Genomic DNA, 12,229 nt, shown 5'->3' with positions numbered 1-12,229 from the left:
CCGCCTCGCCCAGGCACTCGGCGTCGGCCTTCGACCCGCCGATCCCGCCGTCGGCCCGGCTCTCAGCGCCGCACTCCGGTCAAGACCGAGGTGACACCGATTGTGCATGCCCGCCCGTCCCGTGCGTCCCGCTGTCGACGAGGCGACGCCACCACCCGCCGCCGGACACACGTCCGCGGCACGGGGAAAGTTCGTCGAGGGGGTCGAAGGAGGCTTCGACACCGTGTGGGCTTCGGATGACTCCGGTCACACAACGGGCCCGGTGCCTCGATCGGCCGCCGGACCCACACGCTCCAGGGGCGCCCGTCATCCAGGGAGCGACATTCAGCTTCCCGCCAGCAGCTGCGCAAGCTCGCCGTCCAGGTCGAGCCGCTCCGACTCCGCCCCCAGCGGCACCAGGGACCATGTCTCACGCAGGAAGGATTCCACGCTCTGTGCGGGGAGTTCGAGCAGGGCGGAGCCCCGCGGGGAACGAAGAGAGAGGTACAGCACGTCGCGTCCCGAGCCGCCGGCCGGCCACATCCGGACATCGCCCTGCCCTGTGTGCTCGCTCAACGCCTGCACCAACATCTCACGGCTGAGGGCCCACTCGACCCGTCCGCTCCGGTCCACGGGATAGAAGGCGGCCCGCACGGCATACGGGTCGTCGGCCTCGTACCAGAGCCCTGCGAACATCTCCATCGACATCTCGTGCGACACGACGAGTCGCACGGGCAGCTCATGTGCCACGGTTCTGACTGATCTCACTGTTCCTCATTCCCTTGCACCCGCCGGTCCGGCACTCCGATCGCCCCGCAGCGCTTCGGGGGCTGGTGGCATCACAGCGCGCCCTGAAGCGTCGGAAGGCGAAGACAGCGCACACGGCTTCTCCGTGTACCCCGTTCGGCCGGAAAGCGATCCCATCGGCCCGGGGCCGACTCAGGTCCGGCGAGCGGTCTGCCGACGGGGCAAGGGCGCGCCCTCGGGCCACGTCCTTGCGACTCGGCGAAACCACGACGACCTGCGGTCGTATCAGAGGTTGAACAGGTCCAGCTGGTCCTGATACCAGCGTTCGGCGCTGACACCGTGCGACGAGGCCGTGGCGACCCACCGGTGGTCGTCCCCGCCACGGACGTGGTGGACGTTTCCACGTCCTTCCCACGCGGAGTGGTGGCCATGACGGAGGTCCTTGTGGTCGTCCCTGTACCAGCCGCGGTTCCAGCCCTCGTGGCGCTCCGTGTGGTAACCGTCACGTGCGTGGCCGGCGTCGAACGCGGTGACCGAGGCCTGGGCGTGCTCCACGGGTCCCGCGGTCGCCGCCGAGGCCGCGCCTCCGGCGCCGAGGACGGCTCCTGCGACCATCGCGGTGGAAGCGAGAGCGATCGATGCGCGCCTGATCATCTTATTCATGGTCATTTCCTTGTCTTTCCGAAGGTCCGGCGGCCAGGTGACCGCCGTGGTGCCGTGATCCGGAGTTTCCGGACCAGTCGGGTTCCGAGTGACGGGGGCCTCATCCGGAGGGTCCCCTCATCTTCACCTGTGCCAGCGTACTCGAGGGGTGCCTCATGTTTGCGGTGAGGCTCATCACAGCACGTCGGAGGGGTGCGAACACGGGCGAGCAGGCCCGCAAGGACGTCACCGGCAGGGGCGCGGCCCTCCTCCCCGTCAGGCGGTCGTGGCCGCCCGGACACCCTCCGTCGCCATCCGTCGACGACGGGATCGAGGGGCCGGCGGGCAGACACCACGGGCACTCGATGGCGAGATCCCCCGGCGCCCGGATCGACAGTGCCGGAGGGGCGCCGTAGATTACGTCCGCCCATGACACAGCGCCCCGCCGCACCGAACGGATCGGGAACCGCTGCCACCGGGCCCTCGAGTGTCATCTCGCCGACGGGCAGGGGGAGTTCGCCGGACTCCATGGGGAACCGCTCGCCCGCGGCCGAACCCTGTCCGGAGGCCGCACCATGCTGCTGCGTCAGCTGGAATACCTCGTCGCCCTCGCACGCGAACGGCACTTCGCCCGGGCGGCGGCCGCCTGCTATGTCTCGCAGCCCTCACTGTCCGCCGGGATACGCCGCCTCGAGCACGAACTGAACGTCTCGATCGTGCGTCGCGGCAGACGGTACGAAGGGCTGACCCCGGAGGGTGAGCTGGTGCTGGCCTGGGCGCACCGGATCCTCGCCGAGCGCGACGCCCTGCACCAGGAGCTGTCCGAACTTCGCGGCGGCCTCACCGGCACGCTGCGGCTGGGCGTGGTCCCGACGGCGCTGCCCGCCGCGTCCCTGTTGACCACTCCGTTCTGCGAGAGTCATCCGCGGGCCCGGGTGAGCGTCGATTCGCTGTCGTCCGCCGAGATCGGGCAACGCTTGGGCGACTTCGAGCTCGATGCGGCGATGACGTACCTCGACGACGAAAGCCTGCGCGGCGCCCGGCGGTTCCCGCTGTACGAGGAGCGTTATGTGCTCCTCACCCCGGCCGACGGTCCGATGGCCAGCGCGTCCACAGCGCGCTGGTCGCAGGCCGCCTCACTACCGCTGTGCCTGCTCGGCGCACGCATGCGCAACCGCCGGATCATGGACGAGTGCTTCGCGGCCGACGGCGCCGTGGCCGCCCCGGCGATCGAGTCGGACAGCGTCGCCGGACTGTACGCACACCTCCCCGGCGGCCGCTGGTCGAGCGTGATCTCACATGCGTGGCTGCACATGTTCGGCGTGCCGGACGGAATGCGGGTGATTCCACTGGAGGGGCCGGCACGCGGACCGCGCGTGGGGCTGGTGACAGGCCCGGACAACCCTCCGTCCGTACTGGCCGGGGCCCTCCTGAGGGTGGCGCGTCAGGCCGGCGTACGGGAGGCGCTCGACGAACTGCTCAAGACGCACCTCGACGTCGGACGGGGCAGCGGGAGTTGATAGCCATTGGCTATACGGGCATAGCGACATTCGCTTTGACCTGCGCATTCGACCACGAGGATCGTGAAGTGCACCTTCCCGCACGGGAGTTCAGCAGAGCTCCCGCACATCGGAGTTGAGGAGCCGCGACATGGCCAAGGTGCTCTGCGTTCTGTACGAAGACCCCACCGACGGATACCCGACCTCGTACGCCCGTGACGATCTCCCCGTGATCGGCCACTACCCCGGTGGACAGACCACTCCCACCCCCGAGTCGACCGACTTCACCCCGGGCCACCTCCTCGGCAGCGTCTCGGGCGAACTCGGTCTGCGCCGTTTCCTGGAGGAGGCCGGGCACACCCTGGTCGTCACCTCCGACAAGGACGGCGACGGCTCGGTCTTCGACCGGGAACTGCCCGACGCCGACATCGTCATCTCCCAGCCCTTCTGGCCGGCCTATCTGACCCCCGAGCGCATCGCCGCGGCCAAGAACCTCAAGCTCGCCGTCACCGCCGGCATCGGATCGGACCATGTCGACCTCGATGCCGCCATCTCCCACGGTGTGACGGTCGCAGAGGTCACGTACTGCAACAGCATCAGTGTCGCCGAGCACGTGGTGATGATGACGCTGTCCCTCGTCCGCAACTACCTGCCCTCGCACCAGGTGGTCCTGGACGGTGGCTGGAACATCGCCGACTGTGTGGCCCGCTCCTACGATCTGGAGGGCATGCACGTCGGCACGGTGGCCGCGGGCCGCATCGGGCTCGCGGTGCTGCGCCGTCTCGCCCCCTTCGACGTGAAGCTGCACTACACCGACCGGCACCGGCTGCCCCGCGAGGTGGAGCAGGAGCTGGGCCTCACCTTCCACGAGAGCGCTGCCGACATGGTCCCGCACTGCGACGTGGTCACCATCAACGCTCCGCTGCACCCCGAGACGGAAGGCCTCTTCGGCGACAAGTTGCTCGGCACGATGAAGCGCGGGGCGTATCTCATCAACACGGCGCGCGCCCGTATCGTCGACCGGGACGCCATCGAACGCGCCCTTCGCAGCGGGCAGTTGGCCGGTTACGCCGGTGACGTCTGGTTCCCGCAGCCGGCGCCGGCCGACCACCCGTGGCGCAGCATGCCGCACCACGGGATGACCCCGCACATCTCCGGCTCGTCACTGTCCGCCCAGGCCCGTTACGCGGCGGGCACCCGGGAGATCCTGGAGTCCTGGTTCGCGGGACGCCCGATCCGGGACGAGTACCTCATCGTGGACGGGGGTGCGCTCGCCGGCACCGGCGCCCACTCCTACTCCGTCACGGAATGACGGAACGGGGCCTTCGCCTCCCGGTCCCGCCGACATGACCGTTCCGGCCCCGGGGCCGCTGCTTCCCTTCGGTCACCGCCGCCGAGGGGAAGCAGAGGCCGGAGCGGTCCAGCGCAGACTGCGCCTGCGCCACCACGGCCTGCGTACGGAGGACCGACCACGACGTCCGGGCCCGCGCTCCTGACCCAAAGACCAGGTGCTTCGAGCCGCTGTACGGGCCTTGTGCATACGACCGCGCTGACGGCGGTCCTTCCGGTCAACGGTCCGGCGCATCAGGGACTGAGCTGGAAGCGAGCCTGTGGCACGGTGGTACGGAAGCGGGCACGGTAGGTCGTCGGGGCCACCCCCAGCGTGAGCTGGAAAACCCGGCGCATGGTCTCCGCCGAACCGAACCCCGACTCCTCCGCGACGACGTCGATCGAGTCGTTGCCCGCCTCGAGCAGCGCCTGGGCCGCCTCCAGCCGAACCGACTCGAGGTACTGGCCCGGCGTCATACCGACCTCGTTGCGGAACAGCCGGGTGAGATGCCGGCTGCTCAAGCCGACGTGGCGGGCGATGCCGTCCGGGCTGCAGTCCGCTCGGGGGTCGGCCGCGATGACGTTCATGGCCTGCCGCACGGCGGGATGCTGGGCCTCCCGCGGCGCCATCCGGACGCTGAACTGCGACTGCCCTCCGGGTCGCGCCATGAAGACCACCAGGTGCCGGGCCACGCTGCGGGCGAGGTCGGATCCGTGATCCTCCTCGACGAGTGCGAGCGAGAGGTCGATGCCCGCGGTCACGCCCGCCGACGTGGCGATGTCGCCGTCCCGGACGAACACCGGATCGGCCTGCACCTCCACCTTCGGGTAGGCGGCGGCCAGTTCGCCCGTGAGCTCCCAGTGAGTCGCCGCGCGCCGTCCGTCCAGCACCCCGGTCTCGGCGAGGACGAAGGCGCCGGCGCACACGGATGCGATCCGCCGGGACCTTTCGGCGAGGGCGGTGGTGAGGCCGATCAACACCCGGTCCGCGATGGCCCGTTGCCAGGGAACACAGCCGGGCACCACCAGGGTGCCGACACGCTCCGGCAGGCTTTCGGCACCCCCGTCCACGCCGACCCTCACCCCCGAGGAGGTGCGCACGTCCTCCCCCGTGACGGAGACGATCCGCACGTCGTAGTGGGCGCCGTAGGCGTTGGCCGTGGTGAACACCTCGGCGGGCCCCGTCACATCCAGCAACTGCACCTGGTCGAAGGCCATCACAGCGACCACATGAGGCGCGGAGGTGCTCCGGCCTACTCCGCCCACGGCGAGTCCTGGATGGTGCGTACGAAGTCGCCACGCTCGAATCCGGGCACGTAGTGGGCCAGCACATCCGCCTTGACGTTTCCGAACGTCGTCTCGGGCTTGTTGCGGATCCCCTCGGTGAAGGCCTGCAGGATGCGCGTCTTGAAGTCCGGGCGCGGGTGCAGCGCGACGACGGCCTCACGGTCGCCGTCGCCGACGTCCCCATAACCGATGCCGAGCACGTCGTACTCCACACCCGCCGTGACCAGTGCGACTTCGGGCTCCATGAACTCGGGGATGCCGGGTGTCGTGTGCAGGGCGATGGCCGTCCACACACGCCGGACGCTGTCCTCCGGTGCCCCGTGCGCCGAGAGGAAACGCCGCGCCTCGTCCGCGCTGTCGACCTCGAAGCGGCGCCCGCTGTCGTGGAAGCGCTCGGACAGTCCGAGGTCGTGGAACATGGCGCCGATGTAGAGCAGTTCCGGGTCGAAGCTGAGATCGCGGTTGCGGCCCTGCAGGCTTCCCCAGAAGTAGACCCGGCGCGAATGGTGGTAGATCAGCTCACTGGTGGTGTCACGCACCAGTTCCGTCGCCTCGCGGGCGAGCTTCGTGTCCGGCACGTTCACGCCGGCAACGGCGGTAGGAGCGGCGGTCATGGTCGTCACCTGGCCTTTCGCATCATGTGTGAGGTCCGGCGGCTACGGCGTCACCTGATCGCCCGCCGATCCGTCGTGCTTCCAGCCTCCCGCCTCCTCCCACCCTCCGCCATGGCCGAACGGACGAGCTCCCCACAGATACGGACATCCGCATGCCGGCCCCGGTCGGAAGCTCGGGCTCCGAGTGCCGCACCCGTTCCGCTCCCGGGAATCTCCGTGGCCTCAGTATCGTTAGAGTCAATGTCTGTAAAGAAACTCACTCCCCGAGAATCACAAGCTTGACCTGGGGTTTCTCGATGATTGATTCGCCCGGCGACGCACACCTCGCCCGGCGGCACCGGACGGGGACCTCACAAGGAGATGGGCAAGGAGACAAGGCCTTGAGCAGTCCCGTAGGACGTGGCCCGGCCGTGGCCGCTTCGGTCGCACCGGTCGTGGTCATCAGCGTGATCGCCTTCGTGGTGCCCATCAGTGTTCATCTGGGCTCCCTGCTCATCGCCGCGCCCGTCCTGGTGGCCGCGCTCTCGACCGCACGATGGACGGTCGCCGCGGCCGCCCTCTCGCTCTTGGCCGCGATGGTCTGCGACCTCCGTGACGACCTGCTCCACTCTGCCGTCATGCCGGTCCACGCCGCCGCCTTGCTCACCGTATCCGTGTTCCTCGTCGCCCTCTGCCGTGCCCGGGAGCGCGTCCGTAAGGAGGCGGGTCAGCTGCGGGCGATCTCCGAGGCGACCCAGCACGTCGTTCTCAGGCCGCTCCCCCGCCGTATCGCGAACCTGCGGGTGGCCTCGGCGTACTGTGCCGCCGAGAGCCTGGCCCGGGTCGGAGGCGACCTCTACGCCGCGGCGCGGACCCCGTACGGCACTCGGCTCGTCATCGGCGACGTCAAGGGCAAGGGTCTGCGGGCGCTCGACGATGCGGCGGCGCTGCTCGGGGCCTTCCGTGAGGCGGCCCATCAGCACGCCGCGCTTCCGGACCTGGCCGCGGCACTCGAGCGCAGCGTGCGCCGCCATGTCACAGAGGCATCCCACACCGACGCCGATGCCGCGGAGCGCTTCGTCACCGCGCTGCTCGTGGAGTTTCCCACCGACGAGGCCGTCATGAGAACGGTCAGCTGCGGGCACCCCCTGCCGCTTCTGCTGCGTGACCAGCGGATCACCGCCCTGTCCGGCCGCGCCCCCGCGCCGCCCCTCGGCCTGGCGAGCCTCGACCCGGCCGCCTACCGGCAGGACACCGTCGCTTGCGCTCCGCACGACGTGTTCCTGCTGTACACCGACGGCCTCGCCGAAGCCAGGGACGATTCGGGCAGGTTCTACCCGCTCACGGACCGTGGCACCCGCTGGCGCACGGAGCAGGGCGACCCGGAGGTCCTCCTCCGGCAGGTGCTCGACGACCTCGTCCGGTACACGGGCGGCCGGCTGGACGACGATGTGGCGCTCGTTGCCGTCCAGTGCGCACCTGGCGCCTGACAGCGCAGGTCAGCCAGTGGGCTCGGGCTGTTCCACAAGAGCGGGCCAGAGCGTCCGGACGACCCGGTCGGGCAAGTCGGTGACCGCCTCGCCGGTGCGCAGGTAGTCCGCGAAGTAGCTTCCGAAACAGAGCGAGACCACGGCGTCCAGGTCGACGTCCTTCCGGATCGCACCGCGCTCCTGGAGCCGCCGAAGAACCTCCGTCAGCTCCTCGCAGCGAGGCTGTACCGCGTGCTCACGCAGCTGCTCGAGGAGACCGGGGACGCGCTCGGCCTCCGCCATGAAGTTGCCGTGCAGCTCCATCGCGGCCTTGTTGTGATACCGCGGGTCGAGTCGGCGCACGGCCTCACGGAACGCCTCGAACGGCGCCAGGTCATCGAAGTCGACATCGGGATACGCCTCGCGCTGCGCACGGAAGCCGAACGCGAGAGCGTCCACGACCAAGTCGTATTTGTTGGCCCACCGCCGATAGAGAGTGGGCCTGGTGACACCGGCGTCGGCGACGATGTCCCCGATGGTCATCCGTGAGTAGCCGTCGGTGACCAGACGTCTGCGTGTCGCCTGGATGATCGCGTCCTCGATGGCCGGGTCGCGCGGCCGGCCGCCGGCCCGGGCGGGAATCCCGTCGCTCGTGCCGGGACCCGGCACCTTGCCGTCTCCGGCATCGACGTCGCGATCGCCCCTGTTCATCCGCCGGCCTCCCGGCACGGCACAGCACCACGCCATCGATTCGTTACACCTTCCGAACGTAATGTAACCGGGCGGGTGCACGGGTGCCACTGCACCGGGCCGCACACCGGGATCACGGCACGTGCGGCGTGTCATGGATTCCGCTGACCGATTCCATGACGGCTTCGATGACGGCGGAAGGGGCACTCGTCCGGCTGTACGACCTCGACACGAGGAGCGGTACCGATGGCCGAGTACGAACGTTCACGCACCATGGCCGCGCTGCCCGAGCAGGTCTTCGAGCAGGCCGCCGACACCGACCGGTTGGACAGCTGGCTGCCGAACGCCCTGCACGTGCACGTGGAGGACCCGCCCGCCGTCACCGTGCACGACGATCACGACGAGCAGGACACCTCCGCGTTGCTCAGGGCCCGACCGCAGCAGATGCGGCTCGAGTGGGGCACGCGCGACGAGGGCTACTACGCGGGGTGGCTCCAGGTCGCAGGCATCGGCAGCGGCGCCAGCGAGGTCACCGTCCATCTGTCGTTCTTCGACGAACAGCACGATCCCGGCGAGCGGTCGGTACACGAGGCCCTCGACACCAGCCTGCGGAGCCTTCAGGAACAAGTACGGCTGCGGGTCGAGAACACAGCGGGCTGACGCACCGAACGCCCGGCTCTCGTCGCGCGATTCGTCATGTACCGAAGGCGGTGACTCACACGACGCCGCTCTCCCACCACCACGAGCCGGAGCCGTAGGAGGGGTACTGCACACGGCTGTCCACGTGCTGCCAGGAATGCGAGTACGCCTCGAGACCGGAGAAGCCGCATGTCTCGGCGATTCGGTACACCTGGAGGGTGGTGTGACCGGAGACCACGATGTCGGCGGCGTCCCCGTAGACGTGCATGCTGTTGGACGTGCCGCCCACCGAAGCGTTGTAGGAAGTGCTGCGGAAACCCGAGTTGATGGTGATCGAACTGTTTCCGGCCTTCTTGCGCACCGCCTCCAGCTTGTACATCAGCCGGCGCACATTCTCCTTGACCTGTGTGGAACCGACCTTGCCGCCGCCGAAGCCGGAGCCGTCATGGGAGGTGAACTCGCTCCAGGCGAAGTGAGCGGTCGATTCGTCGCTCTTCTCGAGGCTGTTGAGCACACTCTGGGTCTGGGGACCCACAACACCGTCCGCCGACAACCCGTAGGCGGTCTGGAAGCGCCGGACGGCGGCGGCCGTGGCCGGACCGAATTCACCGTCCCAGGCCACATAGGTCTGCTGAGCGCTCGACGCGGCCCAGCCACCGACGCGGATCTGCAACTCCACCACGTCGGAGCCGGACACACCCTGCTGCAGGGTACGGGTCCAGCCGTAGGCCGCGGCCGTGCCGGCGGAACCGACCTCGACGGCTGCGGCCACACCGAGCGCGGCCGTCACGGCTGCCGCACCTCTCAGCACCGTACGACGGTCGATGCTTCGACCTGAGGATCGTGCCCAATCCATGGAAGCCACTCCTCTTCTGGGAACCGTACGGCCTGCGTCAGGCCTTCGGAGTCAAATTGAGTTGCCCATGACAACGAATGCTATGCGCATAGAACCGCAGCGGGGAAGAGCGGGAGCCTCGACTGTAACCGGCCGGGACGGGTGCAGATCCCGACTCCGATGCGGACCGACGAACCGCCATTTGGTTTGGGGTAGTTGGTCGACTCGACGCTGCTCCGGTGAGGCCCGAGCAGCCCGCCCACCGGGCTGATTACCTGGGTTTGCTCTTGTTCGTGGAGCTGCCGCTGACCGGTGCATCCCCCTTTACGCCTGCCTCGGTTCAGGCGTCGCCTGTCTTGCGAACTGCCGCTGCATGGTGGATCGTTGGAGAATATTCCAATGATTGGAGTAATCTTCACCATGCGAATCGATCGTCAATGAGTGCGGAAGCCTCTCCCCCTTCGCCCCGGCGATGGCATGGAGTCCACAAGGCGCTGGCGGACCCCCTGCGCATCCGACTGCTGGAGGCGATGTGGGAGATGCCCCGCTCTGCTCGCGAACTTGCCGACCACATCGGGCTGCCAGTTGATCGGCTCTACTACCACCTAGGCCGGCTGGAGCGTTCCGGGCTCATCGAGATCGCCGAATACCGGCCGCTGGCACGCGGCAAGGTCGAACGGGTCTATGCCCCTGCGGTCACCGAGCCACCAGCGGACGGTGCGACTCCAGAGGAGCAGGCGGCGTTCCTTGGATCCATGCTCGACGCGACCCGGGCTGACATCAACGCCGCCCACCAAGCCAGACAGGCGGGTCAGCGGCGAGAGATCGACCTGCATCGCGGTGCCCTGCGGCTGACCGACGAGGCACTTGCCGAGCTGCGCGGGCACATCGAGGAACTTGCCTCTCGGTTCGGAAACCACGACGCCCCAGGCGTCTGGACCCGGGTCGTCATCGCAGTGGTCGACCTGCACGATCGCCCGTCCGCCAACGCGCCATCACCCGGAGGCCCATATGAACCGTGCTGAGGAAATCCGCGACAGGCCTGCGATCAACATCTCGGACGCAGAGCGGGATGACGCCGTGGACCGACTCAAAGACCACTACGCGGCCGGCCGACTGACTCTGTCCGAGCTTGAGGACCGCGCGGCCATCGCTTACCAGGCAACCACTGTCGCGCAACTCGGCGCCATCACCGCGGATCTACCGGCGGAGGGGAAGACATCAGTGCAGGCTTCGGCCGGGTTGAACCCACAGGTGCTGATCCTGCTGCTGTGCTTCTGCCCACCAGCGGCCCTTGTCTACTGGCTCATCACCCGTAGCCCCGTCCGCCCGCACCACTCGCATCGGCAATGACGGCCTTCTGATCCGTAGTCCTGTGAACAACGGCCGTTGGCGGCCATACCGGTCGTTACTCGACGAGCCGTGTGCGGGCAACTGGGCGCCCGTAAGCCAGTATGCGCGGCAGCACTCGAAGTGATGCGCCAAGTCTCCCACCGTGGGCCCTGCCAGGAGGTGTCGCTCTGACGTGCGCCGACGTGGTCTCCGTCTGTCGTCGACGTCGGTTCGCCTCGCGCAGCCCAGCGTCGGCCCCGCGACCAGGATTCGGCACCTGATGTGTGCCGCCGCGACGAGCCGGTATCAGGCCAGTCGGTGCAGGAGGGAGTCGCGCTGATCCTGCTCGACCTCGGCGAGCGTCAAGTGGGGGTCGCGCTGATGGGCAAGGGCGACCTCGGCCGGCGTCGGCTGCTCCTCCTTCAGCGGCCACGCTTCGGGGCGCCAGACCTTCGACCGGACGAAGGCCTTAGCGCAGTGGACGTACACCTCGTCGGCCCGCACGACCAGCGCAGTTTTCGGCGGCTTGCCGACCGGGGTCAGCCGCGCCAGCAGGTCTCCATCGGCGGTGATCCAGGCTGCGCCGTTGACACGAAGCGTGGTGTCCCGGCCAGGGATGACGAAGTTGAGCCCGGCGTGCCCGTTGGCCAGGATGTTGCGATAGCCGTCCAGCCGATTGTTTCCCGTCGCGTCCGGAATCACCACATGCCGCTGGTCGAGGACGGTGACGAAACCGGGGGTGCCGCCCCGAGGCGCCACGTCACAGCGGCCGTTGGCATCGCTGGTGGCGACGAACACCACGGGCGAGACCGCGACGAGGCGGCGCGACATCTCGTCGATGTGGTCGAGTTCTTTGCGTACCGCCCGCTCTCCAGGGTCCGCGTACAACTCTCGGAGCTGCGCCTCACTGGTCAGAGCCCGGGGTATCAGGGAGTCATCCACTCTGGCGATCATAGCTCTGCGGGTCGAAGACACGAGGGCCCTGCCCGCTCGGACGGTGGAACGACTTCGGCCCGGAGCTTCAGTGATCCAGTCACCTGCCGCTGCTCGGATCCTGGAACCAGCTCGGAAGACGGCGCCTGACGACGCACCGGGCGCGTCTCCTCTTGCTCGCTGCTCCTGCCCGAAGTCGAGGCCGCCAACGCACCGGTGGTGGGAGCAGTCGCGAACGACATCGCCGCCATGAGG

The 12,229-nt window shown here is 68.7% G+C and carries 13 protein-coding genes; 6 read left to right on the top strand and 7 right to left on the bottom strand.

From position 1 onward, the window contains the following. Window positions 1-324 precede the first annotated feature (324 nt). Complete coding sequence (locus ACSHXN_RS38730) at window positions 325-747, bottom strand: SsgA family sporulation/cell division regulator (RefSeq protein ID WP_438305626.1); 423 nt, start codon at window positions 745-747, stop codon at window positions 325-327. A 264-nt stretch (window positions 748-1,011) separates the two neighbouring features. Beyond that, a complete protein-coding gene (locus ACSHXN_RS38725; protein ID WP_355131423.1) occupies window positions 1,012-1,389 on the bottom strand; it encodes a hypothetical protein in 378 nt (125 codons plus the stop codon). Between the two features lie 554 nt (window positions 1,390-1,943). Here ACSHXN_RS38725 and ACSHXN_RS38720 point away from each other — a divergent pair. Beyond that, the gene (locus ACSHXN_RS38720; RefSeq protein ID WP_356109834.1) at window positions 1,944-2,888 is read left to right on the top strand and encodes a LysR family transcriptional regulator; all 945 of its coding nucleotides are present in this window, start codon (window positions 1,944-1,946) and stop codon (window positions 2,886-2,888) included. 130 nt (window positions 2,889-3,018) lie between these two features. Next, complete coding sequence (locus ACSHXN_RS38715; protein WP_355797076.1) at window positions 3,019-4,179, top strand: NAD-dependent formate dehydrogenase; 1,161 nt, start codon at window positions 3,019-3,021, stop codon at window positions 4,177-4,179. Window positions 4,180-4,451: 272 nt separating this feature from the next. On the opposite strand, the gene ACSHXN_RS38710 is transcribed toward ACSHXN_RS38715, so the two are convergent. Continuing rightward, a complete protein-coding gene (locus tag ACSHXN_RS38710) occupies window positions 4,452-5,414 on the bottom strand; it encodes a GlxA family transcriptional regulator (RefSeq protein WP_355131429.1) in 963 nt (320 codons plus the stop codon). A gap of 35 nt (window positions 5,415-5,449) precedes the next feature. Then, the gene (locus ACSHXN_RS38705) at window positions 5,450-6,097 is read right to left on the bottom strand and encodes an HD domain-containing protein (protein ID WP_356109839.1); all 648 of its coding nucleotides are present in this window, start codon (window positions 6,095-6,097) and stop codon (window positions 5,450-5,452) included. Window positions 6,098-6,477: 380 nt separating this feature from the next. Between ACSHXN_RS38705 and ACSHXN_RS38700 the strand changes: the two genes are divergently transcribed. Beyond that, on the top strand, window positions 6,478-7,566 hold the full coding sequence (locus ACSHXN_RS38700; protein WP_355131433.1) for a PP2C family protein-serine/threonine phosphatase: 1,089 nt from the start codon (window positions 6,478-6,480) through the stop codon (window positions 7,564-7,566). 9 nt (window positions 7,567-7,575) lie between these two features. Here the strand turns inward: ACSHXN_RS38700 and ACSHXN_RS38695 are convergent, their stop codons facing one another. After that, entirely contained in the window at window positions 7,576-8,256 is a 681-nt protein-coding gene (locus ACSHXN_RS38695) for a TetR/AcrR family transcriptional regulator (protein ID WP_355797081.1), read from the bottom strand. 225 nt (window positions 8,257-8,481) lie between these two features. Here ACSHXN_RS38695 and ACSHXN_RS38690 point away from each other — a divergent pair, with 225 nt between their 5' ends. Beyond that, window positions 8,482-8,895, top strand: a complete 414-nt coding sequence (locus tag ACSHXN_RS38690; RefSeq protein ID WP_355131437.1) for an SRPBCC family protein — start codon at window positions 8,482-8,484, stop codon at window positions 8,893-8,895. Between the two features lie 55 nt (window positions 8,896-8,950). Here the strand turns inward: ACSHXN_RS38690 and ACSHXN_RS38685 are convergent, their stop codons facing one another. Continuing rightward, a complete protein-coding gene (locus ACSHXN_RS38685; protein ID WP_438305620.1) occupies window positions 8,951-9,664 on the bottom strand; it encodes a D-Ala-D-Ala carboxypeptidase family metallohydrolase in 714 nt (237 codons plus the stop codon). Between the two features lie 338 nt (window positions 9,665-10,002). On the opposite strand from ACSHXN_RS38685, the gene ACSHXN_RS38680 reads away from it, so the two are divergent. Continuing rightward, the gene (locus ACSHXN_RS38680; RefSeq protein ID WP_438305617.1) at window positions 10,003-10,734 is read left to right on the top strand and encodes an ArsR/SmtB family transcription factor; all 732 of its coding nucleotides are present in this window, start codon (window positions 10,003-10,005) and stop codon (window positions 10,732-10,734) included. Then, window positions 10,721-11,062, top strand: coding sequence for a DUF1707 SHOCT-like domain-containing protein (locus tag ACSHXN_RS38675; RefSeq protein ID WP_383353438.1), 342 nt, complete (start codon window positions 10,721-10,723; stop codon window positions 11,060-11,062). The genes ACSHXN_RS38680 and ACSHXN_RS38675 overlap by 14 nt, the downstream gene beginning before the upstream one ends. Before the next feature lie 285 nt (window positions 11,063-11,347). On the opposite strand, the gene ACSHXN_RS38670 is transcribed toward ACSHXN_RS38675, so the two are convergent. Continuing rightward, entirely contained in the window at window positions 11,348-11,983 is a 636-nt protein-coding gene (locus ACSHXN_RS38670; protein WP_438305612.1) for an MSMEG_1061 family FMN-dependent PPOX-type flavoprotein, read from the bottom strand. Window positions 11,984-12,229 lie beyond the last annotated feature (246 nt).

Origin of the sequence: Streptomyces sp. HUAS TT11 (assembly GCF_051553595.1) — a bacterium.
Lineage (GTDB): Bacteria > Actinomycetota > Actinomycetes > Streptomycetales > Streptomycetaceae > Streptomyces.
This window is presented reverse-complemented; position numbering and strand designations above follow the sequence as displayed.